Source organism: Pseudomonas protegens CHA0, assembly GCF_000397205.1.
In the GTDB taxonomy this organism is placed as follows: Bacteria; Pseudomonadota; Gammaproteobacteria; order Pseudomonadales; family Pseudomonadaceae; genus Aquipseudomonas; species Aquipseudomonas protegens.
Genome location: NC_021237.1, coordinates 1,497,163 through 1,520,555, shown reverse-complemented (window position 1 = coordinate 1,520,555; position 23,393 = coordinate 1,497,163). Strand labels below are relative to the sequence as shown.

The window sequence follows — 23,393 nt, the reverse complement described above, 5'->3', positions numbered from 1 at the left end:
GAACCGTGGCGCCCAAGGAAAGGTCCGCTGGTCGGGCTTAGTAAAAAAAATCCAATACACAGATAAAGTAAAGGGGTATTCACTTCAGGCGGGCAGTGCTCGCTTCCAGGAAAGGAAACCTATCGATTCAGTTCCGTTATCCATCGGATGTCGTACGTGAAGCTGACGTAGCCTTGGAGGGTCTGCGTTATGAGCAAGCACATCGTCATTGTCGGAGGAGGTGTAGGCGGTACCATCCTGGCCAATCAACTGGTCAGCAAGCTCTACCCGGAGATACTCAGGGACGAGGTCAAAATCACCCTGCTGTCCGAATCGCCGGATCATTTCTACAAGCCCGCCTTCATGTATGTGGCGTTCAACCTGTTCTTCCACGAAGAACTCAAGCGACCCGAACGCTCCCTGCTACGCCCCGAAATAACCTTCCGGGTCGACCCCGTCACCCGCTTCGATTTTGCCGGCCAGAGCCTGCACACTCGCAGCGGCAAACGTCTTGGCTACGATTTCCTGGTGATCGCCACCGGCTGCGTGCCGGCACCGGAACGGATCGAGGGGCTCAAGGAAGCCGGCGACCACTTCTACCAATACCAGCCTGCCCGGCAACTGGCACAGCGCCTGAGCCGGATCGACAAGGGCCGGGTGTTCATCACCGTGTCGTTTCCGCAAACACCCAATGTTCCTCATCAATGCGGCATCGCGCCGGTAGAAACGACCCTGATGCTCGATGACTTCCTGCGGCGGCGCGGAGTACGGGATCGGGTCGAGATCATCTACACCTACCCCAGCACCGCGCAGCTACTGCGCAATTGCCTGTTCCTGCAACGCCCGGTCGGCGAGGTGCTGCCGGATATCTTCGAACAGAGGAACATCCGCTTCCAGCGCGGCTTCACCCTGGCCAGGGTCGACCCGGACCGGCGCATCGCCTACTCGGAGGAAGGCGCTGAACAGCCTTTCGACATCCTCATGGCCACCCCGCCGATCCGGGCCGTGGACGCCGTGCTCGAATCCGGCGCCTCTCAGGCACAGGGCCAGGAGGGCTGGCTGCCGACCCATCACGAAACCCTGCAAGTCTATGGCCTGGAGCGGGTCTATGTGATTGGCGATACCGTCGACCTGCCGATCAGCAAGGCCGGCGGCGCCTGCCACAACCAGGCCCCGGTGATTGCCAACAACATTGCCGGAGAAATCCGCCTGGGCTCTCCCGAGGCGGTTTATGACGGTAGGGTCCAGGCGGTCGCGCAGATGGGCCTCAATGCCGGCATGCCCCTTTGGTACGACTATGCCCACGACGTTCTGCCCACCCCGTCGAGCAAGTTGGGTGGCCTGCTGCGCACCGGATTCAATCGCGGCCTGTACTGGGCCGTAGCCCGCGGAATGCTTTGACCCTGCACAGGGAGGAGACAACGCCATGGACAGCTTTGATCCAAGCATGCCTGGTCCAAGGACGACCCAGCCTGAAGTCGCCAGCACGCCAGGCCTGGAAGCCCTGATGAAAAAGCTCCAGCCGCTGCTGGACAGCGCTCGCCTGGACAACATGGTCGACCTGTTGTCCCTGCTTTGCGACCTGATCGACATGCTCGATCAGGCGATGATCGAAAAACTTGCGCAACAGTTCGAAGAAGCCACCGCTGCCAGCTGGATACTGGGCAATGCACTACGCATGGCCAAGGCCGAAACCTCTGCGCAAGGTACCGCTCCCAGCCTGTACGGGCTGCTCTCGCTGCTGCGTGAGGAGGACACACGACGTGGCGCAGCCCTGCTCCTCAGAACCCTGAATGTCATTGGACGACAACTTTAAAAAGGATGTTTACATGAGTACCAAGCCTCAGCCGACCACGGCCAGGAACCTCAGCACCCAATGGGATCCCCAGGCCTACCAGCAGTTCGTGCGCCTGCGAGAACGACCGGCGGTCGAGCTACTGGATCATGTCGCCCTGCAGCAACCCCATCACATCTACGACCTGGGTTGCGGAACAGGTATCGCCACTCAACTGCTGGCGCAGCGCTGGCCCTACGCGGAGCTGACAGGCGTGGACAGCTCCTCGGAAATGCTTGCCGAAGCCAGCTGCCTGCCGATCAAGGCGCTGTGGCGCAGGTGCGACCTGCTGCAATGGAAAGCCGAACAGCCTGCAGACCTGTTGTTCGCTGCCGCAGTGCTGCACTTCATGAGTGACCACGAACACCTGCTGCCGCGCCTGTTGAACCAGCTCAACCCCGGCGGCTGCCTGGCGGCGCATATGCCCAATTGGCGCGACGCCCTGTGGTATCAGTTGATACTCGAAAGCCTGGAACAGGCAGGACCGGACGGCAAGCCGCTGGGCACCCCGGAGCTGCGGGCGTTCATGGCCGAGCGCCGGGTACTGTCGCTGGATAGCTACTACCGTTTGCTGGCGCCCCTGACTCGGGAACTGGACATCTGGGAAACCGAACACCTGCAGGTCGTGGAAGGCCAGTCGCCGATCTTCGACTGGGTCAAGGTCTCGGCCTTGCGCCCCGTACTCCTGAGCCTGGACGAGCGGCAACGACAATGCTTCCTCAACCATTACCTGGCACGGGTACATCGCTACTATCCGCCCGAAGGCGATGGCCGGACGCTGTTCCCGTTCAAGCGGGTGTTCATTCTGGCCACCGTCTGAAATCGCGCGGTGCAGCCCCGGCGCCTCAACTGCGGGATTCGATGCCCAGTTCGTCCCACACCGATTCCGCCAGGTGGAAGGTGGCGTTGGCCGCCGGGATTCCGCAGTAGATCGCGCTCTGCATGATCACTTCCTTGATCTCGCTGCGGCTCACCCCATTGTTGGCGGCGGCCCGCAGGTGCAGCTTGAGCTCCTCGTTGCGGTTCATGCCGATCAGCATGGCGATGGTGATCAGGCTGCGGGTGTGTCGCGGCAGGCCCGGGCGGGTCCAGATGTCGCCCCAGGCATGGCGGGTGATCATTTCCTGGAACTCCGAGTTGAACTCGGTCAGGGCATTGAGGCTGCGGTCCACATGGGCATCGCCCAACACCGCGCGGCGAACCTGCATGCCTTCGTCATAACGCTGTTTCTCGTCCACAAAGGGCTCCTTGAATCGACACTCAGGCCAGTAGAAAATCCACGACCCGGGCGCTGAAAGCGTCGCCGGCCTGGACGTTGGACAAATGCGCGGCATAGAACTCGGCATACTCCGCGCCCGCCACATGCTGCTGGATGAAGTGCCCGCCGGACGGTGGTGTCACGGCGTCTTCAGTGCCGGCAATCACCAGGGTGGGCACCTTGATCGCCCCCAGCTGTTCACGGAAATCCGCGTCCCGCACCGCCGCGCAGTTGGCCGCATAGCCTTGCGGCGAGGTGGCCGCAAGCATGTCGGTGATCAGCTTGGCCTGGTCAGGGTGAGCTTCGGCAAAGTCGCTGGTGAACCAGCGGGCGATGGAGGCATCGCGCAGTGCCACCATGGCTGCCTGGCCGTCACGTAGCACGGTCTCGATCCGCGGGTTCCATACGGACGGGTCGCCGATCTTCGCCGCGGTGTTGCACACCACCAGCTTGTGCAGACGCTCGCCGGCATTGATCCCCAGCCACTGGCCGATCAGCCCGCCCATGGACAGGCCACAGAAATGTGCACGCTGGATATCCAGCGCATCCAGCAGCGCCACCACGTCGCGGCCCAGTTGCTCGATGCTATAGGGACCTTCGGTGACCAGGGAACGGCCGTGGCCACGGGTGTCCATGCGCAGCACCTGGCAGTGCCGGGTGAAGGCCGCCATCTGCTTGTCCCACATGTGCAGGTCGGTGCCCAGGGAGTTGGACAGCACCAGTACCGGCGCGCCCTCGGGCCCTTCGAGTTGATAGTGCAGTTCGCCCTCGGCGAGTTTCACGAATCCCACAGCAGTCTCCTTCAGGCCTTCAAGGCAAAATGTTCAGCCACGGCGCGCTCGACCCAGGCCTGCGCCTGGCCCAGGTAGTGCGCCGGGTCCAATAGACGATCCAGGTCCGCCGCCGACAGCTCGGCGGTAACCTGGGAATCCTCCCCCAATACCCCACGCAGATGGCGTTTCTCGGCCACTGCGCGCTTGCAGCATTGTTCCAGCAGATGGTGGGCGGTTTCCCGCCCCAGGCGCTGGGCCAGGGCAATGCTCACCGCTTCGGCCAGCACCAGGCCCTGGGTCAGGTCGAGGTTGTGCGCCATGCGCGCGCTGTCGACCTCCAGGCCTTCGGCCACCAGTAATGCTTGTTGCAACGCGCCAGACACCAGGCAGCAGATCTCCGGCAGGGTTTCCCATTCGGCGTGCCACAGGCCCAGGCTGCGCTCGTGCTCCTGGGGCATGGCGGCAAACATCGTCGCCAGCAGGCCGGGAACCCGGGTCGCGGCGCTGATCAGCACCGCCGCGCCCACCGGGTTGCGCTTGTGCGGCATGGTGGACGACCCGCCCTTGCCCGGCGCCGAGGGTTCGAAGACCTCCCCCGCCTCGGTCTGCATCAGCAGGCTGATATCCCGCCCCAGCTTGCCCAGGCTGCCGGCCAACAGGCCCAGCACCGAAGCGAACTCCACCAGGCGGTCGCGCTGGGTGTGCCAGGGCTGCTCCGGCAGGGCCAATTGCAGCTCGTCGGCCAGGGCCTGGGCAATCGGCAAGGCCTGCTCGCCCAAAGCCGCCAGGGTTCCGGAAGCGCCGCCGAACTGCAGCACCAGCAAACGCGGCTTGAGCTGCTGGAGGCGCTCGCGGCTGCGGGTCAATGCCCCCAGCCAGCCGCCGATCTTCATCCCCAGGGTCACCGGCGTGGCATGTTGCAGCCAGGTGCGGCCGGCCATCGGGGTCGTGGCGTAACGTTGGGCCTGGGCAACAAGGATGTCCCCCAGGCGCTCCAGGTCCTGCTCCAGCAGGAGCATGGCGCGGCGCAGTTGCAGCACCAGCCCGCTGTCCATCACGTCCTGGCTGGTAGCCCCCAGGTGCACAAAGCGCTCGGCCTCGCCATCGCTGCGGGCGATCTGTCGGCCCAGGGCCTTGACCAGGGGAATGGCCGAGTTGCCGGCCGTGGCAATCGCCTCGCCCAGCATCTGGAAGTCATACAGCCCGGCATGGCAGGCGGCCTCGATGGGCGCTACTGCACTGGCCGGGATCACCCCGACGCGGGCCTGGGCCCGGGCCAGGGCGGCTTCGAAATCGAGCATGGCCTGGACCCGCCCCTGATCGCAGAACACCCCGCGCATTTCCCGGGCAGTAAAGTAGGCATCGAACAACTGATTGCTCGCAGTCAGGGTCATAAACAGTCCTTGGCAAACCTGCGCCCGAGCCGGGCGCAGGTACACAGGTCAAAGGTCGTGGTGCAGGTAGGCGGCCTGTTTCGGCAGGCGCAGGCTGAACAGGAAGGCAATCGCCATCATCGCCGTGACATACCAGTAAAAGGTGTTTTCCATGCCCATGTTCTTGAAGTTCAGGGCCACCCATTCCGCCGAGCCACCGAAGATCGCATTGGCCACCGCATAAGCCAAGCCCACCCCGAGTGCGCGCACTTGCGGCGGGAACATCTCGGCCTTCACCAGGCCGCTGATGGAGGTGTAGAAACTGACGATGGCCAGGGCCAGGGTGATCAGCACAAAAGCCAGGAACGGGCTGGTGACGGTCTTCAAGGTCAGCAGGATCGGCACTGTGAACAGCGTACCCAGGGCACCGAACCAGAGCATCGAGTTACGCCGGCCGATCTTGTCCGCCAGCATGCCGAACAGCGGCTGCATGCACATGTAGAGAAACAGCGCGCCGGTCATGATGTAGCTGGCGGTCTTGGCGTGCATGCCCGCGGTGTTCACCAGGTACTTCTGCATGTAGGTGGTGAAGGTGTAGAAAATCAGCGAGCCGCCGGCGGTGTAGCCGAGCACGGTGATAAACGCCGCCGAGTGGTTCTTGAACAGCGCAGCGATGCTGCCGGCGTCCTTGTCCTCACGGATTTCCTTGCTGGTGGTTTCCTTCAGCGAACGGCGCAGCAGCAGCGAGATCACCGCGGCGATGGCACCGATCACGAAGGGAATGCGCCAGCCCCAGGCCTTGAGCTCGGCCTCATCGAGAAACTGCTGGAGGATCACCACCACCAGCACCGCCAGCAGTTGCCCGCCGATCAGGGTCACGTACTGGAAGGAGGCAAAGAAGCCGCGCTGGCCCTTGAGCGCCACCTCACTCATGTAGGTGGCGGTGGTGCCGTACTCGCCGCCCACCGACAGGCCCTGGAACAGGCGCGCAACCAGCAGCAGGAACGGCGCCCAGGCACCGATGCTGGCGTAGGTGGGCAAGAAGGCGATCACCAGGGAACCGGCGCACATCATCAGCACCGAGATCATCATCGAGTTCTTGCGCCCATGACGGTCGGCGACCCGGCCGAACAGCCAGCCGCCGATGGGCCGCATCAGAAAGCCGGCGGCGAACACCCCGGCGGTGTTGAGCAACTGCACCGTCGGATCGTCGGAGGGAAAGAAGGCCGGGGCGAAATAGATGGCGCAAAAGGCATAGACATAGAAGTCGAACCATTCCACCAGGTTGCCGGAGGAGGCGCCGACAATGGCAAAGATCCTTTTGCTGCGTTCCTCTCCGGTGTAGTGACTTGTCGTTGTTGTCATGGTTTTTTCACTCATGGGGGACAGTGTGAGTCTAGACACACTTGGCAACATTCCCGTTCCCTGCGGATAGCGCCCTGCCCGCTCCCGGGCAGAGGTCAATCGACCCTGTCAACCTGTAGCGACTGTAGCCGCTGCCAAGCCACGGCGAGGCTGCGAAAAGGCCCGAAGGGCCTTGCTTGGCGGTCTCAAGCCGAACCTCTGCCGGTCTCAAGCCCGCCGCGCCTGCTACGCAACCCGCGGCAGTGGCCACACAAGGCCGGGTCAGTAGTCGAAGAACACGGTTTCGGCGTCAGTACCCTGGAGGATCACGTTCCACTGGTAGTGACCGTCAGCATCGGCCTTGGCCAGCAAGGTGCCTCGGCGCTCCTCGGGCACGCAGGCCAGCAGAGGATCGCTGGCGTTGGCCGGCTCCCCCTCGAAGTAGATGCGGGTCAGCAGGTGCTTGACCAAACCGCGGGCGAACACCAGTACCACCAGATGCGGGGCCTGGGTCGTGCCTTTCAGGCCCGGCACCGTGCCCGGCTTGATGGTGGTGAAGCGAAAGCGCCCTTCGGCGTCCACCGGCACCCGGCCAAACCCCTGGAAGTTCGGGTCCAGGGGTTTGGCCTGATCGTCTTCGGGGTGGCGGTACTTGCCGGCGGCGTTGGCTTGCCAGACTTCCAGCATCGCGTCGTTGACGAAGTTGCCGTTGCCGTCCATCACCTGGCCGGTGATCGCCACCCGCTCGCCCAGGGTGCCTTCCTCGGTCAGGTCTTCGCGGTTCAGCCAGGTCAGGCCGATGTGGTAGTAGGGGCCGACGGTGTGGGATGTAGTCGCGGTCAGGGTCACGTTATTTCTCCATCGGCGTGGCGTCGCGGCCGCGCAGGACAATGTCCCAACGGTAACCGAGGGCGTAGGAAGGAATGGTTTTCTCCAGGTCGAAGCTGGCGATCAGGCGTTCCTTGGCGCGGGTGTCCGGCACGCAGTTGTAGATCGGGTCATAAGCCAGCAGCGGGTCGCCAGGGAAATACATCTGGGTCACCAGGCGGGTAAGAATGCTCGGCCCGAACAGCGAAAAATGGATATGCGCCGGGCGCCAGGCATTGTGGTGGTTGCCCCAGGGGTAGGCCCCGGGCTTGATGGTCTGGAACTGGTACCAGCCGTCGGCGTCGGTCACGGTGCGCCCGGTGCCGGTGAAGTTCGGGTCCAGGGGCGCATCGTGCAAGTCGCGGTCGTGGTTGTAGCGACCGGCCGCGTTGGCCTGCCAGATCTCCACCAGGATGCCCGGCACCGGCAGGCCGTTCTCGTCCAGAACCCGGCCGTGGATGATGATGCGCTCGCCCTGGGGCTGCCCTACGTGCTGGGCCGTCAGGTCGTTGTCCCGTTCCTGGATCGACTCGGCGCCGATGCTCGGGCCGGTGATTTCCGACAGCGAGTGGGGAATGAACACCAGCGGCTTGGACGGCGAGCGGGTGTTGGTCGACTGGTAGGCCGGGTGCAGGTAATCAGGCTGAGTGCCCGCTTGCGGGCGCCGGTAACCGGGCTTGTCACTCATGGTGGTTCCTCGTTCTCTTCTTATATAAGGCAGGCAATCAAACGCGCTCGATAGCCAGCGCCAGCCCTTGGCCGACGCCGACGCACATGGTCGCCAGGCCTTTTTTACCGCCGCTCTTTTCCAGCTGATGCAAAGCCGTCAGCACCAACCGCGCGCCGCTCATGCCCAGGGGATGGCCCAGGGCAATCGCGCCGCCGTTGGGATTGACCTGGGGCGCATCGTCCGCCAGGCCCAGCTCGCGCAGCACCGCCAGGCCCTGGCTGGCGAAGGCTTCGTTGAGTTCGATCACGTCGAAGTCGCTGACCGCCACGCCCAGGCGCTCGATCAGCTTGCGCACTGCCGGCACCGGGCCGATGCCCATGACCCGCGGCGCAACCCCGGCGCTGGCCATGCCCAGTACTCGCGCACGTGGGGTCAGGCCGTGTTTCTTGACGGCTTCGGCCGAGGCCAGGATCAGCGCCGCGGCACCGTCGTTGACCCCGGAGGCATTGCCGGCGGTGACGGTCTTGTCCGGGCCGTTGACCGGCTTGAGCTTGGCCAAGGCTTCCAGGGTGGTGTCGGCACGGGGATGCTCGTCCTGCTCCACCACGCTCTCGCCCTTCTTGTGGGCGATGCGCACCGCAACGATTTCCTCAGCGAAGAAACCGGCGGCCTGGGCCACCGCGGCACGCTGCTGGCTGCGCAGGGCGAAGGCGTCCTGGTCAGCGCGGGACACTTTGTAGTCATCCGCCACGTTGTCGGCGGTCTGCGGCATGGCATCCACACCGTACTGGGCCTTCATCAGCGGGTTGATGAAACGCCAGCCGATGGTGGTGTCTTCCATCTTCATGTTGCGCGAAAAGGCGGTATCGGCCTTGCCCATGACAAAGGGCGCGCGGGACATGGACTCGACGCCACCGGCAATCGCCAGCTCCATCTCGCCGCTGGCAATGGCGCGGAACGCCGTGCCGATGGCGTCCATGCCCGAGGCGCAGAGACGGTTGAGGGTGACGCCGGGCACGCTGTCCGGCAGGCCCGCCAGCAGCAGAGCCATGCGCGCCACGTTGCGGTTGTCCTCGCCGGCCTGGTTGGCGCAGCCGAGGAACACCTCGTCCACGGAGCTCCAGTCCACGCTGGGGTTGCGCTCCATCAAGGCCTTGATCGGCAGCGCCGCCAGGTCGTCAGCGCGCACTGTCGAGAGGCCGCCACCAAAACGGCCGATGGGGGTGCGAATGGCATCGCAGATGAATACGTCGCGCATCAGGCTTCTCCAGGGGCTTGGCCATGGGCCGCGGCGGTGCGCGCTTCCAGGTCACGCAGGGCGGTCAGTTCAACCTCGGTGGGTGCTGCGGTCTCGGCCACCTGGTCGGCGAAGCGGATCGCCCAGCCAGTGGCGGCCACCACCTGCTCGCGGGTCACGCCCGGGTGCAGCGAAGTGACGATGAATTCGTGGGTACCGGCTTCCGGCTCCATGATGCACAGGTCGGTGATGATGCCCACCGGCCCCGCCCCTGGCAGGCCCAGGCGCTTGCGCGAATCGCCGCCTTCGCCGTGGCCGACCGAAGTCACGAAGTCCAGCTTGTCGACGAAGGAGCGCGAGGATTGCTTGAGGATGATCAGCACGCTCTTGGCCGAACCGGCGATCTCCGGAGCACCGCCGGCGCCCGGCAGGCGCACCTTGGGCCGGTGGTAGTCGCCGACCACGGTGGTGTTGATATTGCCGAAACGGTCGACCTGGGCCGCGCCAAGGAAACCCACATCGATGCGCCCGCCCTGCAGCCAGTAGCGGAAGATCTCGCCGGTAGGCACCACGGTGTCGGCGGTTTCCGCCAGTTCGCCGTCACCGATGGACAGTGGCAGGACGCTGGGCTTGGCGCCGATCGGGCCGGACTCGTAGATCAGCACCACGTCCGGTGAGGAGGTCAGGCGTGCCAGGTTGGCGGCCTTGGACGGCAGGCCGATGCCGACGAAGCACACCGAGCCGTTCTGCAAGCGACGGGCCGCGGCCACGGTCATCATTTCATTGGTGGAGTAGGTCATTACTGGGCCTCCGAAGCTGCGGCCAGCTTGGCCTGGAATTCGCTGAAATCGGCACTGCCGTGGATGTATTCGTTGATCCAGGCGGTGAACGCCTCACGGTCGCGGGCGATCGGGTCCCAGGCCTGGTAGAAGCGGTTGTCGCGCTCGGAGTAGCCGTGGGCGTAGGACGGATGGGCGCCACCAGGCACATGGCAGACCGCGCTCAGCGCCCAGGTCGGCAGTACGCAGGCGTTCATCGGCGCGTTCAGGTCGTCGACGATTTCCTCGACGGTGACGATGCAGCGCTTGGCGGCCAGGGCGGCTTCTTTCTGTACCCCGAGAATGCCCCACAGCAGCACGTTGCCCTTGCGGTCGGCCTTCTGCGCGTGGATTACCGTGACGTCCGGGCGCACCGAAGGCACCGCCGCCAGCACTTCACCGGTAAACGGGCAGGTCACGGTCTTGATCAGGGGGTTGACCTTGGGCAGGTCGGAGCCGGCGTAGGCCCGCAGGACGGCAAAGGGCAGGCCCGAGGCGCCGGCAACATAGGCGTTGGCCAGGTCGGCGTGGCTGTGTTCCTCGATCTCCAGGGGCTGTGGCCATTGCTTTTCCACGGCGTCGCGCAGGCGGTGCAGGGAGCCCACGCCCGGGTTGCCACCCCAGGAGAAAATCAGCTTGCGAGCGCAACCGGCACCGATCAACTGGTCGTAGATCAGGTCAGGGGTCATGCGCACCAGGGTCAGGTCTTTCTTGCCCTGGCGGATGATTTCATGACCTGCGGCCGTAGGAATCAGGTGGGTGAAGCCTTCGAGCGCGACGGTGTCGCCGTCGTTGACGAATTGCTTCACCGCGTCGTGCAGCGAAAGGATTTCAGCCATGGATGGGGTCTCCCGATTGTTATTCAGCGACTGGAGAAAAAGGCGCTCTGGGCGCGCCGCAGTGACTGAAGATTAAGCCGGGGCCAAACCCCAAACAATCCGATAATCGACTGAGCGTTCGATTATCGAACAGATTGTTGCAGGGCTATCGATTGCTTTTCCTCAACCCCGCAACAGCCCTGCCGGCCTTCTGGGGCCGCTGCTGCGGGCGAGGATAACGTTCGAAGAACCCTCTGCGCCCTTCGGGAGCAGCGGGCCCTTCGAGCCCGGCCGCAGCCTGCGGCAGCGGCTACAGGGTAGTCCGCGGTCAGGTCGCGTCTGCGTGACTGACCATGCCCTTGATCACCACCGCGGTGGTGGCCAGGGCCGCCGGAATCACCAGGGCAGTCAGCACTTGTTCGAAGTTCCAGCCCAGGCCCAGCAGGGTCGCCCCCATCCACGCGCCGAGAATGGCGCCGAAACGGCCAATGCCAAGCATCCAGGAGACCCCGGTGGCACGCCCCTGGGTCGGGTAGAAGCGCGCGGCCAACGACGGCATTGCCGATTGCGCACCGTTGACGCACATGCCGGCGATCAGCACCAGGGTGGCCAACAGGGTGATGTTGCCCAGGCTCTGCCCGACGGCGTAGGCAAAGACCCCAGCCAGCAGGTAGAAACAGCCGATCACCTTGTGCGGGTTGAAACGGTCCATGGCCCAGCCCACGGCCACCGCGCTAAGGACGCCGCCAAACTGGAACAGGGCGCCGATAAAGGCCGCCTGTTCCATGCTCGCCCCGCTGTCGCGCATCAGGGTCGGCAGCCAGCTGGTGAGCAGGTAGACAATCACCAGCCCCATGAAATAGGTCAGCCACAGCAACAGGGTGCCGACGCTATAGGTGCCGGAGAAGATCACCGCGAACACGTTGCGCGCCTTCACGGTCTTCTGTTCCGGCACGCTGAAGCTGCCAGCCTCGCCGACTATGGCCGGGGCAATCGGCGCCAGCGTCTTGCGCACCTTGTCGGTGCCACGATTGCGCACCACCAGGTAACGCGCGGACTCCGGCAGCCAGAGCACCAGCACCAGGGCCAGGATCAGCGGCAGGACCCCGCCGATCAGCAGCAGGCTGTGCCAGCCGAAGGCCGGGATCAGCTTGGCGGAAATGAAACCGCCGCCGGCCATGCCCAGGTTGAAACCGCAGAACATGCTGGTCACCAGCAACGACTTGTGGCGTTCGGGGGTGTATTCGGAAAGCAGCGTGGTGGCGTTGGGCATGCCCGCCCCCAGGCCCAGGCCGGTAAGGAAACGCAGGACCAGCAACTGGTCGACGTTGGTGCTGTAGGCAGAAGCCAGGCTGAAGGCACCAAACAGCAGCACCGCCCCCACCAGCACCACCTTGCGGCCGAAACGGTCGGCCAGGGGGCCGGAGCCCAGGGCGCCGAAGACCATGCCGATCAATGCAGCGCTCATGACCGGGCCGAGGCTGGCGCGGTCGATGCCCCAGTCCTGGGACAGCGCCGGGGCGATGAAGCCCATGGCCGCGGTGTCCAGGCCATCGAGGAAGACAATCAGGAAACACAGGATCACCACGCGCCACTGGTAACGGGACAGCGGCTGGGCATTGATGAAGGACTGCACATCAAGGCAGTTCCCTACAGCGGATTGAGGTTGGTTCATTGTTGTTATTTCCACGCTAAAACGCAGGCGAGCACAGGCCGCCAGGGCTGATCAGGTCACTAAAGGGGTGGCGATATCAGGCGATGCGAGCGGGACGGCAGGAACGGTCGCGGCAACGACGCAGGGAAAGCGTGCTCATGAGTGTTGGCCTCTTCTTTATTATTGGGCGGGCCACCAGCGGCGGGCGAAGATGCCAGCTTGCCGCCGATGACGCTGCCGCGACATTAATGAGCCAGGGGAAACAGCGTCAATTCGCCAAAGGCGTATCTGTGCGTTTATCGAACAGCTTAAGCAAACAACTGCGCGCTCAGATCGCGGCTGGCGCTCAGCAAACCGGGGAGAAAGCGCTGCTCCAGCTCGGCACGGCTGACCCGCCCGGCGTGGGTACTGACGTTCAGCGCCGCCAGCACCTGGCCGGAAGCGTCATACACCGGTACCGCAATGGAGCGCAGGCCCTGCTCCAGTTCCTGATCAACGATGCACCAGCCCTGCTGGCGCACTTGCTGCAGGCACTCCAGCAAGGCTTCCGGGGTGTGCAGGGTGCGGCTGGTCTTGGCTTGCAGGTCCGCATGGTCGAGGTATTCGTGCAGCGACGAATCGTCCAGGGCCGCGAGTAGGATGCGCCCCATGGAGGTGCAATAGGCTGGCAAGCGGCCGCCGACAGACAGGTCGACCGAGATCAGCCGCTGGGTCGTGGCGGAACGGGCGATGTAGAGAATGTCGTCGCCTTCCAGGGTGGCCATGTTGCACGCCTCGTGCAGTTGCTCGCTCATGCGGTCCAGGTAGGGCTGGGCGGAGACCGCCAGAGGCGTCGACGAAAGATAGGCGTGGCCCAGGGTCAGCACCTTGGGCAGCAACGAATAGGTACGCCCGTCGGTGGTGGCGTAACCCAGCTTGATCAGGGTGTGCAGGCAACGGCGCACCGCAGCCCGGGGGATTTCCGTGCGATGGCTGATCTGGGCGATGGTCAAGTGCCGCTTGCGCTCCTGGAACGCCTGCACCACCGCCAGGCCCCGGGCCAGAGAGGTCATGAAATCCGGGTCACCGGTCAACGCCTGAATCCTCTTTGCCGCAGACGCCACGATCGGCGGGGCCACTGAGGTAAAGGAATTACGCATCTGATCGTTCATTTCAGGCTCTCTGCGACGAAATTCTTCGGTATTACAAGCCGTATTGGCGAAGAAGCACAAGCTGGGGCCGGCAACATTGGGCGATTATCGAACCATCGACCGATAATCGCAATCCGCCAAGCCTGGCACACGCGGCAGTGAGCCCCTGGGTTTATTGCAAAAAACCATAGTAATAATCACCAGTGGAATGCCCGGTTATCCCGAGTCTTTTGCAACCGACCACTTGCATCAAGATGCAGACTCCCCATATAGACTTGTACCAGCGGAGAAAGAATCAGGCTTTCCTCGTGTAGGAAATGATTAGAACTTTTGTGTCACAAAACGCTCACAATAAAGTTGGTCATTTTAAACTTGCCACCCATAGAGTTATTCTTCGCCGAAGCTATACTGCCGGAGTGAGGAATGTGGAGTCAGTTGCCCAATGCTCCTCTCTCGGGTGGCTTGAGACGGTAATCGGTCACCTGCCGCAAGCGCTTGACCCCTAACCAGATTCGGCCAGCCCGCTTGCAACCAACAACACTGTTGCTACGACAGTTGTTTTCATCCGGTGACGTGGCCGCATGCAATTAACGGCACGCTTGAGAGACTCGAAGTCAAGGCCAGACTGGCACTGACTTCAGCTCCGCGTAGATGCCCGCAAGCAATGCGTCGCACCGGACTGGACCTTCACTCAATTAGGTAACACTGTGACGAAAGATGAACTGCGCGCGGAACTTGAGCGCCAGGAGCAACGTTACAAGGAAGTTTACGGCGGCGAGATCACCCGTTATGCCGCCCAGCCGGAACCTGAACGCAAACCTTGGCGCAAACGCGCCAGTATTCTCGATCAGGCCTTCACCCAAGAACTGCAAAAGATGGAAAAAGAGCTCAAGGCCGAACAGCCGTAATGCTGGCAGCCTGACTCATTCAGGGCTTGCTCTACTTGCCCGCCCGATCATCTCGGCGGCCAGGCAGACCATTGATGCTCGTTACCCCGGGCCCATGGCCATCTCGCCTATCCACAGCGAGAGAGGCTACCGGGCAAGCCCTTTGGTTGAAATTTCATACACGCGTTTTAACCCTCTGATTTCCGCGCCCAGGCCATCGGATTGACCGCTCGTGCCCAATAAACTCAATGGCTTGCCGTACTTGAGGGGTATGTGCGAAAACTCTGCTCCCGGTCAGTTTTTTCGTTGAAGAATGTTACCGGCGAGCACCTTGTGCATTGATTAGCGGGGTTTTCTGGCATAATCGCGCCCCCTTATGACCGGGTCAGAAAACCTTCATGATCGATTTATTCAGCGGACTGGATGCTTGGGTGCTTGTGAGCCTCTTGCTCGCCCTGGCTTTTGTCCTCGCCTACGAGTTCATCAACGGCTTTCATGACACCGCAAATGCGGTTGCCACTGTTATCTACACCAAGGCCATGCCGCCGCACCTGGCCGTGTTCTTCTCCGGTGTGTTCAATTTCCTCGGTGTGCTGCTGGGCGGGGTTGGCGTGGCCTATGCCATCGTCCACCTGCTGCCGGTCGAGCTGCTGATCAACGTCAACACCGGCCACGGCCTGGCCATGGTCTTCTCGTTGCTCGCCGCGGCCATTACCTGGAACCTGGGCACCTGGTACTTCGGCATTCCGGCCTCCAGTTCCCATACCCTGATCGGCTCCATCCTCGGTGTCGGCCTGGCCAATGCCCTGCTCAGCGACATCCCCCTGGGGGATGGCGTGAACTGGCAGAAGGCAATCGACATCGGCGCTTCCCTGGTGTTCTCGCCGATGGCGGGCTTCATTATTGCAGCGCTGGTACTGATCGGCCTGAAATGGTGGCGGCCGATCTCGAAGATGCACAAGACTCCGGAACAGCGCCGCAAGGTGGATGACAAGAAGCACCCGCCGTTCTGGAACCGCCTGGTACTGGTGATCTCGGCCATGGCCGTGAGCTTCGTGCACGGCTCCAACGACGGCCAGAAAGGCATCGGCCTGATCATGCTGGTACTGATCGGTATCGTGCCTGCCCAGTTCGTGATGGACCTCAACAGCACCACCTACCAGATCGAGCGGACCCGCGACGCCACCCTGCACCTGAGCCAGTTCTACGAGCGCAATCACGAGTCCCTGGGTGAGTTCCTGGCCCTGGGCAAAAGCGTGAAAGACGACCTGCCGGGCAAGTTCCGCTGCAATCCGCAGCAAACCGAACCGACCATCGCCGCGCTCCTGAGCAGCCTCAAGGGAGTTTCCGACTACCATTCGTTGTCGCCGGAAAGCCGCATCGAAGTGCGTCGCTACCTGCTTTGCCTGGATGACACCGCGAAAAAGGTCGGCAAGCTGCCAGGCATCTCGGCCCGTGAAAAGGCCGACCTGGACAAGCTGCGCAAAGACCTGACCGCCACCACCGAATACGCACCGTTCTGGGTCATCCTGGCTGTCGCCCTGGCTCTGGGCCTGGGCACCATGATCGGCTGGAAGCGCGTGGTACAGACCATTGGCGAGAAGATCGGCAAGCAGGGCATGACCTACGCCCAGGGCATGTCGGCACAGATCACCGCCGCCGGCCTGATCGGCCTGGCGAACATCTTCAGCCTGCCGGTTTCCACCACCCACGTACTCTCCTCCGGCGTGGCCGGGACCATGGTCGCCAACAAGAGCGGCCTGCAGAGCGGAACGGTACGGACCATCCTCCTGGCCTGGGTCCTGACCCTGCCGGCGACCGTGGCCCTGTCCGCCGGCCTGTTCTGGGCAGCCTCCAAGATCCTGGGTACCTGATACCCCAGCCGGCAACAAAAAAGGTGCGTCCCCAGGGACGCACCTTTTTTTATGCCTTGAGCTTTCTTGCAGGCAAAAAAAAGGGCAACCGAAGTTGCCCAAAATGCCTTGCGTGCTCGTTGCCCTGGAAAGACTTAAGGCTTCTTGCGCTTATTCGCGTCTTTCCAGATAAAGAATCCAAACCCTGCGAAAAACAGAACCATGAGGCCGACAGTCAGCACTCCGGCGATCACCACATTGTCGAAAAACATGACTGGCCTCCTGCTCTTGCCCTGTTGCGATGGGGCTAAGTTAACCAAACGGGAGGCAGGGGAAATTGACCGGGGTCAATGTCGCCCATGACTGGGCGCGAGGAAGGGGGAATAAGTGACTTACATCAACAGAAAGCGCCCTGATCAGCGCTTTTTCGGTTTGTTTTTCGGTTTTTTCTTGGCCTTGCCCAAGGGCATGGCGTGTTCGAATGCCTGGCGTACTTCGTTCAGGCGCTTTTCATTGAGATCATGCACACGCTTGGCACGCTCGGCGTTCAGGTCGATCAGCTTGTCGTCTTGATTCATGGCTTGGCTTGCATCACTCGTGGTCAATATCGGCCGCACGCCTTGAAGCGGTGGGCGGCCCTGGCGAATGTGCCAATAATGCGACGTGGCGCCGCACCTGACCAGTGATCAGACCAAGGCGACTGCAATAAAGTCGCTGCTGGGAAGACTTTTTATCCGCACAATGGCCGCCCCTCCCCGCAGGAAACCGCATGTGGAAATGCCCAAGCACCTGCCCCCGCTGCTGGCCCTGCGCGCCTTCGAGGCCGTGGCCCGACACCTGAGTTTCAGCAAGGCGGCCCAGGAACTGTGCGTCAGCCAGAGCGCGGTCAGCCATCAAGTGCACAAACTCGAACAGCACCTGGGCCAGCCGCTGTTTGTACGACGCACCCGGGCCATCGATCTGACCACCGCCGGCGCCAGCTATTACCAACAGATCCAGCCGGCCCTGGAGCAGATCGCCGAAGCCACCCGGACGCTGTTGGCAGCAGAGCCATCGCAGGTTCTGCGCATCGGCCTGCTGGCCTCCTTCGCCACCTTGTGGCTGGCGCCGCGCCTGGCGGACTTCAGCCGCCGCCACCCTCAGATCCAGCTGGAGCTGCAACCAGCCATCAACCTCGCAGATGTGGCCGGTGCCGAGGTCGACCTGGCCATTCGCTATGGCAAGGGCCACTGGCCCAACGTCCAGGCCACGCGCTTTCTCGCCGAGCAACTGTCACCGGTGTGCAGCCCCGAGTTCAAGGCCGGAGCCCTGGCCAACGGCACCTTGCTGATGGCCCGCTCCCACCGGCCCTTTGAATGGGACGACTGGAGCAGGCAGAACACCGTCGACCTCAGCCCTCACCCCAGCGTCATGCTCCACGACTACAACATCGTGGTGGAAGCGGCGGTGGCCGGCCAGGGCATCGCCATGGGCCGCCGCCAGTTGATCCGGCGCCATCTTGCCCAGGGCAGCCTGGTGGATGCCTTCGACCTCCCGGCTCTGCACAACGATCAGATCGGCTACTGGCTGGTGACCGCCGAAGGTCCGGCGAATCCGGCGGTGCAGTGCTTCGCCCAATGGCTGCTGGAGCAAGGGAGCGACCCATGAAAAATTCAGATACGTCGGATTAGATCTATCCGTTTGTCGCCCCCAGCCTGAACACCGATGCTGCAAGCCTTCCATTCGAGGACTTGCCATGCGCGACTCTCTGCAGCAACGAGTGCAACAACTGGGTCTGGAACTGCCGATCCCCGGCCAGCCGATTGCCAACTACGTCAACCATACCCAGAGCCAGAACCTGCTGTTCATCTCCGGGCAAACACCGCAAGCAGAGCAGCATCCCCATCTGCTGGGCCGGCTCGGTGACAACCTCAGCATCGAGCAAGGTGCCCAGGCCGCGGAACTGGCGGCCCTGGCCCTGCTGGCGCAACTCTCGGCGGCCCTGGGTGACGACTTGTCGCGGCTGCAACGCATCAGCCGGCTGGGGGTGTTCATTGCCGCCAGCGCCGACTTCAAGGGCCATGGCCAGGTCGCCAATGGCGCCTCCAACCTGCTGGTCAATGCCCTGGGCGAGAAAGGCCGGCATGCCCGCACTTCGGTGGGCGTCGCCAGCCTGCCTGCCGGCGTCGCCGTGGAGGTCGACGGGATTTTCGAGCTCAAGCCGTGATGCCCCTGAGCCCGGACCACATCGCCCGGCTACGGGCGGCCACACCGGGTTGCACCCGGGTCTGTCACTTCAACCATGCCGGGGGGTCCCTGCCCAGCCAGGGCACCCTGGACGCCATGTCCGGGCAACTGCAGCGGGAGGCCCACAGCGGGCCGATGGAAGCGGCGGGCGCCGGCGCCCAGTTGCAGGAGCAGGCGCGACAGACCGCCGCCCGAGTGCTCAACACCTGCCCGCAAGCCATCGCCTTTACCAGCAGTGGTTCGGCGGCCTGGGGCATGGCCTTCAACGCCCTGCCCGCCTGGCAGCCGGGCGACCGGATCCTGGTGGGGCGCCAGGAATGGGCCGGCAACCTGGCCTGCATGGCCCCGGCCGTGGCCGCCGGCGCGCAGCTGGAAGTCATTCCCTGTGACAGCCACGGTGCGGTTTCAGTCCCGGCGCTGGAGTCCATGCTCGACTCCCGGGTGCGCCTCATCGCCTTGACCTGGCTACCGGCCAATGGCGGGCTGATCAACCCGGCCGCAGCCATCGGCCAACTGGCGCGCCAATGGCACATCCCCTACTTCATCGATGCCGGCCAGGCTCTGGGCCAGGTGCCCTGCGACGTGCAGGCGCTCAACTGCGATGTGCTCAAGGGCGCGGGGCGCAAGTACCTGCGCGGCCCGCGAGGCACGGCCCTGCTCTATATAAGGCCCGGCTTCCTCGAGCAGTTGAATCCGCTGCCGCGGGATGTGCTGTCGGCGCCTTGGGACGGCCAGGGCTTCGCTCTGCGCAACGATGCCCGGCGCTTTGAAACCAGTGAAGTGTCGATGGTGCTGCTGGCTGGCCTGGCCAATGCCCTGCAGGAGTTCGAAAGCATCGGCGTGGCCGCCATTGCGCAAAGGATCAGTGCCTTGAGCGAGCCGCTGCGCAAGAAGCTGCAGCGCTTGCCCGGCCTGCAACTCCAGGACCTGGGCAGCCCGGGGCAGCAATCGGGCCTGATCGCCTTCACTCTCGAAGGTTGGGACGGGCTGGCACTCAAGGAGGAACTGGCGCGGCGCGGCATCAATATCGGCGCCAATGGCGTCAACTACACACCACTGGACATGCAGGCCCGAGGCCTGGGCAACATTGCCCGGATCGCCTTGAGTTACTTCAATACACAAGAGGAAATCGAGCGCCTGTTGCAGGCCCTCGGGGAACTGGCGGGGAACAAGCGCTCCTAGACCTCGACATCCACCCACAGGCCCTGGCGCGGAGCATCTTCGATCAACGGCACCACCGGCACGGTGTTGTCGGCGTTCAGTTCATCGCCGGGCACTGCCAGGTGCTCTTCGGGGTCGTCCTCGGCCTCACGCTCACGGCGCTGCTTCTGTTGCTGGCGCCGCTGTTCCTCGCGCAGCAGCAGGGCGGACTCCTCGGGGTCGCGCTTTTGCAGGTCGATGGTGCTTTCGTTGGAGCTTTCCTGCACCGGTACCACAGGCGGGATGTCCGGTCGCTGGCGGATCGGATCCTGCTGGGCGGTGATCGGCACGGCACTCAAGGGGAGCATCGGTGGCAGCATATTATTGGTCTCCTGTCGGCAGGCTGTCGGCTGCGGCATGGGCGACTTGAGCCATCGGTCGCAAAACTGTGACCCAGTCGTCAGCCGATAGTGCCCCGCTACCCGACGAATGCACGCCGTACGCTACCTTTTAATCCAGGGGATTGATCAGAGTTCTTTGGACTGGAAGCGTCGTTCCGTTAAGATAGTCGGCTTTTTCAAAGCGGGAGTCAGGCAGCATGGCGCAGCAGTATCAACCGGGGCAACGCTGGATTAGTGACAGCGAAGCCGAGCTGGGTTTAGGCACCGTTCTGGCACAGGACGGTCGCTTGCTGACCGTGCTCTATCCGGCCACTGGCGACACCCGCCAGTATGCGCTACGGAATGCGCCCCTCACTCGCGTGAGGTTCTCTCCGGGTGACAGCATCACCCACTTCGAAGGCTGGAAAATGACCGTACAGGAAGTCGATGATGTCGACGGCCTGCTGGTCTACCACGGCCTCAACGGGCAGAACGAAGCCGTCACCCTACCGGAAACCCAACTCTCGAACTTCATCCAGTTCCGTCTGGCCAGCGACCGTCTGTTCGCCGGGCAGATCGACCCGCTGGCCTGGTTCTCCCTGCGCTACCACACCCTGGAACACACCAGCCGCCAGCTGCAGTCCTCGCTCTGGGGCCTGGGTGGCGTGCGCGCCCAACCCATCGCCCACCAGTTGCACATTGCCCGTGAAGTCGCCGACCGCATCGCGCCGCGGGTCCTGCTGGCGGACGAAGTGGGCCTGGGCAAGACCATCGAGGCCGGCCTGGTGATCCATCGCCAACTGCTCTCGGGTCGCGCCAGCCGGGTGCTGATCCTGGTACCGGAAAACCTCCAGCACCAGTGGCTGGTAGAGATGCGCCGGCGCTTCAACCTGCAAGTGGCACTGTTCGATGAAGAACGCTTTATCGAGAGCGATGCCAGCAACCCGTTCGAAGACACCCAGCTGGCCCTGGTGGCCCTGGAGTGGCTGGTGGACGACGAGAAGGCCCAGGACGCGCTGTTCGCCGCCGGCTGGGACCTGATGGTGGTGGACGAAGCCCACCACCTGGTGTGGCACGAAGACCAGGTCAGCCCGGAATACGCCCTGGTGGAACAGCTGGCAGAGACCATTCCCGGCGTGCTGCTGTTGACCGCAACCCCGGAACAACTGGGCCAGGACAGCCACTTCGCCCGCCTGCGCCTGCTGGACCCGAACCGTTTCCACGACCTCGCGGCCTTCCGCGCCGAGAGCGAGAACTACCGCCCGGTGGCCGAAGCCGTGCAGGAACTGATGGATAAAGGCCGCCTGTCTCCCGAGGCGCACAAGACCATCCACGGTTTCCTCGGCAACGAAGGCGAAGCCCTGCTGGCCGCGGTCAACGACGGCGACAGCGAAGCCAGCGCACGCCTGGTGCGTGAACTGCTGGACCGCCACGGCACCGGCCGCGTGCTGTTTCGCAACACCCGCGCCGCGGTGCAGGGTTTCCCCGAGCGCAAGCTGCACGCCTACCCGCTGCCATGCCCGGACGAATACCTGGAACTGCCCCTGGGCGAACACGCCGAGCTGTACCCGGAAGTCAGCTTCCAGGCCCAGCCCGACGTCAGCGATGACGAACAGCGCTGGTGGAAGTTCGACCCGCGGGTCGAGTGGCTGATCGACCAGCTGAAAATGCTCAAGCGCACCAAGGTGCTGGTGATCTGCGCCCACGCGGAAACCGCCATGGACCTGGAGGACGCCCTGCGCGTGCGCTCCGGCATCCCGGCCACGGTATTCCACGAGGGCATGAACATCCTCGAACGTGACCGTGCCGCCGCCTACTTCGCCGATGAAGAGTTCGGCGCCCAGGTGCTGATCTGCTCGGAAATCGGCAGTGAAGGCCGCAACTTCCAGTTCGCCCACCATCTGGTGCTGTTCGACCTGCCGTCGCACCCGGACCTGCTGGAGCAGCGTATCGGCCGTCTCGACCGGATCGGCCAGAAGCACGTGATCGAACTGCACGTGCCGTACCTGGAAACCAGCCCGCAAGAGCGCCTGTTCCAGTGGTACCACGAAGCCCTGAACGCCTTCCTCAACACCTGCCCGACCGGCAACGCCCTGCAGCATCAGTTCGGCCCGCGCCTGCTGCCGCTGCTGGAGAATGCCGATGACGGCGAGTGGCAAGCGCTGATCGACGAAGCCCGTGGCGAGCGTGAACGCCTGGAAGCCGAGCTGCACACCGGTCGCGACCGCTTGCTGGAGTTGAACTCCGGTGGTGCCGGCGAAGGCGACGCCCTGGTGGAAGCGATCCTCGAACAGGACGACCAGTTCGCCCTGCCGATCTACATGGAAACCCTGTTCGACGCTTTCGGCATCGACAGCGAGGACCATTCGGAAAACGCCCTGATCCTCAAGCCCAGCGAGAAGATGCTCGACGCCAGCTTCCCCCTGGGCGACGACGAAGGCGTGACCATCACCTACGACCGCAACCAGGCGCTGTCTCGCGAGGACATGCAGTTCATCACCTGGGAACACCCCATGGTGCAGGGCGGCATGGACCTGGTGCTGTCCGGCTCCATGGGCAACACCGCCGTGGCGCTGATCAAGAACAAGGCGCTCAAACCCGGCACCGTGCTGCTGGAGCTGCTGTACGTCAGTGAAGTGGTCGCCCCGCGCTCACTGCAACTGGGCCGCTACCTGCCGCCGGCTGCCCTGCGCTGCCTGCTGGACGCCAATGGCAACGACCTGTCGGCGCGGGTCGCCTTCGAGACCCTGAACGACCAGCTGGAAAGCGTGCCTAAGGCCAGCGCCAACAAGTTCATCCAGGCCCAGCGCGATCAATTGGCGCCGAAGATCAACGCCGGCGAAGCCAAGGTCGCACCGCGTCACGCCGAACGTGTGGCCGAGGCGCAACGCCGCCTGGCAGCCGACACCGACGAAGAACTGGCGCGCCTGACCGCGCTGCAGGCGGTCAACCCGACTGTCCGTGACAGCGAGCTGGTGGCCCTGCGTCAACAGCGCGAACAGGGCCTGGCCATGCTGGAAAAAGCCGCCCTGCGCCTGGAAGCGATCCGGGTGCTGGTGGCGGGCTGATAGCCCGGTTGTCAGCACTGAACAAAAGGCCCGCACTGTGCGGGCCTTTTTTTTGCCTGTCGCCTGCCAATGCAGCAACGCGCC

Annotated in this window: 23 protein-coding genes; 9 read left to right on the top strand and 14 right to left on the bottom strand. The window is 63.6% G+C overall.

Annotated features, from left to right (window positions below; genetic code table 11):
- Positions 1-189 precede the first annotated feature (189 nt).
- Genes PFLCHA0_RS06810 through PFLCHA0_RS06800 form a run of 3 tightly spaced genes read left to right on the top strand, consistent with a single transcriptional unit; the run spans position 190 to position 2,633 of the window.
- Positions 190-1,380, top strand: coding sequence for an NAD(P)/FAD-dependent oxidoreductase (locus PFLCHA0_RS06810; protein ID WP_015634431.1), 1,191 nt, complete (start codon positions 190-192; stop codon positions 1,378-1,380).
- 25 nt (positions 1,381-1,405) lie between these two features.
- Entirely contained in the window at positions 1,406-1,795 is a 390-nt protein-coding gene (locus PFLCHA0_RS06805; protein ID WP_015634430.1) for a helical membrane plugin domain-containing protein, read from the top strand.
- Between the two features lie 13 nt (positions 1,796-1,808).
- Entirely contained in the window at positions 1,809-2,633 is an 825-nt protein-coding gene (locus PFLCHA0_RS06800) for a methyltransferase domain-containing protein (RefSeq protein ID WP_015634429.1), read from the top strand.
- 25 nt (positions 2,634-2,658) lie between these two features.
- Here PFLCHA0_RS06800 and pcaC read toward each other — a convergent pair whose 3' ends face one another.
- The 11 genes from pcaC to pcaR form a co-directional block, all read right to left on the bottom strand.
- The gene (pcaC, locus tag PFLCHA0_RS06795) at positions 2,659-3,051 is read right to left on the bottom strand and encodes a 4-carboxymuconolactone decarboxylase (RefSeq protein ID WP_011059667.1); all 393 of its coding nucleotides are present in this window, start codon (positions 3,049-3,051) and stop codon (positions 2,659-2,661) included.
- 22 nt (positions 3,052-3,073) lie between these two features.
- Positions 3,074-3,862, bottom strand: a complete 789-nt coding sequence (gene pcaD, locus PFLCHA0_RS06790) for a 3-oxoadipate enol-lactonase (RefSeq protein WP_015634428.1) — start codon at positions 3,860-3,862, stop codon at positions 3,074-3,076.
- Positions 3,863-3,873: 11 nt separating this feature from the next.
- Positions 3,874-5,238, bottom strand: coding sequence for a 3-carboxy-cis,cis-muconate cycloisomerase (locus tag PFLCHA0_RS06785; protein ID WP_015634427.1), 1,365 nt, complete (start codon positions 5,236-5,238; stop codon positions 3,874-3,876).
- A gap of 48 nt (positions 5,239-5,286) precedes the next feature.
- Positions 5,287-6,597 carry an MFS family transporter gene (locus PFLCHA0_RS06780; RefSeq protein ID WP_255313395.1) on the bottom strand — a complete coding sequence of 437 codons (1,311 nt, stop codon included), beginning with the start codon at positions 6,595-6,597 and terminating at the stop codon, positions 5,287-5,289.
- 246 nt (positions 6,598-6,843) lie between these two features.
- Positions 6,844-7,410 carry a protocatechuate 3,4-dioxygenase subunit alpha gene (pcaG, locus tag PFLCHA0_RS06775; RefSeq protein WP_015634425.1) on the bottom strand — a complete coding sequence of 189 codons (567 nt, stop codon included), beginning with the start codon at positions 7,408-7,410 and terminating at the stop codon, positions 6,844-6,846.
- 1 nt (position 7,411) lies between these two features.
- Complete coding sequence (gene pcaH, locus PFLCHA0_RS06770; protein ID WP_011059662.1) at positions 7,412-8,116, bottom strand: protocatechuate 3,4-dioxygenase subunit beta; 705 nt, start codon at positions 8,114-8,116, stop codon at positions 7,412-7,414.
- A gap of 37 nt (positions 8,117-8,153) precedes the next feature.
- Positions 8,154-9,359, bottom strand: a complete 1,206-nt coding sequence (gene pcaF, locus PFLCHA0_RS06765) for a 3-oxoadipyl-CoA thiolase (RefSeq protein WP_172621757.1) — start codon at positions 9,357-9,359, stop codon at positions 8,154-8,156.
- On the bottom strand, positions 9,356-10,135 hold the full coding sequence (locus PFLCHA0_RS06760) for a CoA-transferase subunit beta (RefSeq protein ID WP_011059660.1): 780 nt from the start codon (positions 10,133-10,135) through the stop codon (positions 9,356-9,358). Before PFLCHA0_RS06760 ends, pcaF begins: the two co-directional genes overlap by 4 nt.
- Positions 10,135-10,992, bottom strand: a complete 858-nt coding sequence (locus tag PFLCHA0_RS06755; RefSeq protein ID WP_011059659.1) for a CoA transferase subunit A — start codon at positions 10,990-10,992, stop codon at positions 10,135-10,137. Before PFLCHA0_RS06755 ends, PFLCHA0_RS06760 begins: the two co-directional genes overlap by 1 nt.
- Before the next feature lie 307 nt (positions 10,993-11,299).
- Positions 11,300-12,646: a 4-hydroxybenzoate transporter PcaK gene (locus PFLCHA0_RS06750; RefSeq protein WP_011059658.1), complete on the bottom strand. Its 1,347-nt coding sequence runs from the start codon at positions 12,644-12,646 to the stop codon at positions 11,300-11,302.
- Between the two features lie 287 nt (positions 12,647-12,933).
- Positions 12,934-13,776 (bottom strand): pca regulon transcriptional regulator PcaR, encoded by an 843-nt coding sequence (pcaR, locus tag PFLCHA0_RS06745; protein ID WP_011059657.1) that lies wholly within the window; start codon positions 13,774-13,776, stop codon positions 12,934-12,936.
- Between the two features lie 686 nt (positions 13,777-14,462).
- Here pcaR and PFLCHA0_RS06740 point away from each other — a divergent pair.
- A complete protein-coding gene (locus PFLCHA0_RS06740; RefSeq protein ID WP_011059656.1) occupies positions 14,463-14,663 on the top strand; it encodes a hypothetical protein in 201 nt (66 codons plus the stop codon).
- 377 nt (positions 14,664-15,040) lie between these two features.
- Positions 15,041-16,516: an inorganic phosphate transporter gene (locus tag PFLCHA0_RS06735; protein ID WP_011059655.1), complete on the top strand. Its 1,476-nt coding sequence runs from the start codon at positions 15,041-15,043 to the stop codon at positions 16,514-16,516.
- Between the two features lie 134 nt (positions 16,517-16,650).
- Here PFLCHA0_RS06735 and ccoM read toward each other — a convergent pair whose 3' ends face one another.
- Both ccoM and PFLCHA0_RS31805 read right to left on the bottom strand, forming a co-directional pair.
- Positions 16,651-16,767: a cytochrome c oxidase subunit CcoM gene (gene ccoM / locus PFLCHA0_RS32125; RefSeq protein WP_015634423.1), complete on the bottom strand. Its 117-nt coding sequence runs from the start codon at positions 16,765-16,767 to the stop codon at positions 16,651-16,653.
- 144 nt (positions 16,768-16,911) lie between these two features.
- Positions 16,912-17,073 carry a hypothetical protein gene (locus PFLCHA0_RS31805; RefSeq protein ID WP_015634422.1) on the bottom strand — a complete coding sequence of 54 codons (162 nt, stop codon included), beginning with the start codon at positions 17,071-17,073 and terminating at the stop codon, positions 16,912-16,914.
- Between the two features lie 199 nt (positions 17,074-17,272).
- Between PFLCHA0_RS31805 and gcvA the strand changes: the two genes are divergently transcribed.
- The 3 genes from gcvA to PFLCHA0_RS06715 all read left to right on the top strand — a co-directional run bounded on the left by gcvA (position 17,273) and on the right by PFLCHA0_RS06715 (position 19,903).
- Positions 17,273-18,142: a transcriptional regulator GcvA gene (gcvA, locus tag PFLCHA0_RS06725; protein WP_041752721.1), complete on the top strand. Its 870-nt coding sequence runs from the start codon at positions 17,273-17,275 to the stop codon at positions 18,140-18,142.
- Positions 18,143-18,230: 88 nt separating this feature from the next.
- A complete protein-coding gene (locus PFLCHA0_RS06720; RefSeq protein ID WP_015634420.1) occupies positions 18,231-18,701 on the top strand; it encodes a RidA family protein in 471 nt (156 codons plus the stop codon).
- Positions 18,701-19,903 (top strand): aminotransferase class V-fold PLP-dependent enzyme, encoded by a 1,203-nt coding sequence (locus PFLCHA0_RS06715; protein ID WP_015634419.1) that lies wholly within the window; start codon positions 18,701-18,703, stop codon positions 19,901-19,903. Before PFLCHA0_RS06720 ends, PFLCHA0_RS06715 begins: the two co-directional genes overlap by 1 nt.
- Here the strand turns inward: PFLCHA0_RS06715 and PFLCHA0_RS06710 are convergent.
- Positions 19,900-20,241, bottom strand: coding sequence for a hypothetical protein (locus tag PFLCHA0_RS06710; RefSeq protein ID WP_011059650.1), 342 nt, complete (start codon positions 20,239-20,241; stop codon positions 19,900-19,902). The two genes, PFLCHA0_RS06715 and PFLCHA0_RS06710, sit on opposite strands and share 4 nt — an antisense overlap.
- A 218-nt stretch (positions 20,242-20,459) precedes the next feature.
- On the opposite strand from PFLCHA0_RS06710, the gene rapA reads away from it, so the two are divergent.
- Positions 20,460-23,309: an RNA polymerase-associated protein RapA gene (gene rapA / locus PFLCHA0_RS06705; RefSeq protein WP_015634418.1), complete on the top strand. Its 2,850-nt coding sequence runs from the start codon at positions 20,460-20,462 to the stop codon at positions 23,307-23,309.
- Positions 23,310-23,393 lie beyond the last annotated feature (84 nt).

Excerpts from the sequence above, each read along its gene's own strand:
- PFLCHA0_RS06810 (WP_015634431.1), top strand. The coding sequence starts at position 190 with ATGAGCAAGCACATCGTCATTGTCGGAGGAGGTGTAGGCGGTACCATC.
- PFLCHA0_RS06805 (WP_015634430.1), top strand. The coding sequence starts at position 1,406 with ATGGACAGCTTTGATCCAAGCATGCCTGGTCCAAGGACGACCCAGCCT.
- PFLCHA0_RS06800 (WP_015634429.1), top strand. The coding sequence starts at position 1,809 with ATGAGTACCAAGCCTCAGCCGACCACGGCCAGGAACCTCAGCACCCAA.
- PFLCHA0_RS06785 (WP_015634427.1), bottom strand. The coding sequence starts at position 5,238 with ATGACCCTGACTGCGAGCAATCAGTTGTTCGATGCCTACTTTACTGCC.
- PFLCHA0_RS06780 (WP_255313395.1), bottom strand. The coding sequence starts at position 6,597 with ATGAGTGAAAAAACCATGACAACAACGACAAGTCACTACACCGGAGAG.
- pcaH (WP_011059662.1), bottom strand. The coding sequence starts at position 8,116 with ATGAGTGACAAGCCCGGTTACCGGCGCCCGCAAGCGGGCACTCAGCCT.
- PFLCHA0_RS06760 (WP_011059660.1), bottom strand. The coding sequence starts at position 10,135 with ATGACCTACTCCACCAATGAAATGATGACCGTGGCCGCGGCCCGTCGC.
- PFLCHA0_RS06755 (WP_011059659.1), bottom strand. The coding sequence starts at position 10,992 with ATGGCTGAAATCCTTTCGCTGCACGACGCGGTGAAGCAATTCGTCAAC.
- PFLCHA0_RS06750 (WP_011059658.1), bottom strand. The coding sequence starts at position 12,646 with ATGAACCAACCTCAATCCGCTGTAGGGAACTGCCTTGATGTGCAGTCC.
- pcaR (WP_011059657.1), bottom strand. The coding sequence starts at position 13,776 with ATGAACGATCAGATGCGTAATTCCTTTACCTCAGTGGCCCCGCCGATC.
- PFLCHA0_RS06735 (WP_011059655.1), top strand. The coding sequence starts at position 15,041 with ATGATCGATTTATTCAGCGGACTGGATGCTTGGGTGCTTGTGAGCCTC.
- ccoM (WP_015634423.1), bottom strand. The coding sequence starts at position 16,767 with ATGTTTTTCGACAATGTGGTGATCGCCGGAGTGCTGACTGTCGGCCTC.
- PFLCHA0_RS31805 (WP_015634422.1), bottom strand. The coding sequence starts at position 17,073 with ATGAATCAAGACGACAAGCTGATCGACCTGAACGCCGAGCGTGCCAAG.
- gcvA (WP_041752721.1), top strand. The coding sequence starts at position 17,273 with ATGCCCAAGCACCTGCCCCCGCTGCTGGCCCTGCGCGCCTTCGAGGCC.
- PFLCHA0_RS06720 (WP_015634420.1), top strand. The coding sequence starts at position 18,231 with ATGCGCGACTCTCTGCAGCAACGAGTGCAACAACTGGGTCTGGAACTG.
- PFLCHA0_RS06715 (WP_015634419.1), top strand. The coding sequence starts at position 18,701 with ATGCCCCTGAGCCCGGACCACATCGCCCGGCTACGGGCGGCCACACCG.
- PFLCHA0_RS06710 (WP_011059650.1), bottom strand. The coding sequence starts at position 20,241 with ATGCTGCCACCGATGCTCCCCTTGAGTGCCGTGCCGATCACCGCCCAG.
- rapA (WP_015634418.1), top strand. The coding sequence starts at position 20,460 with ATGGCGCAGCAGTATCAACCGGGGCAACGCTGGATTAGTGACAGCGAA.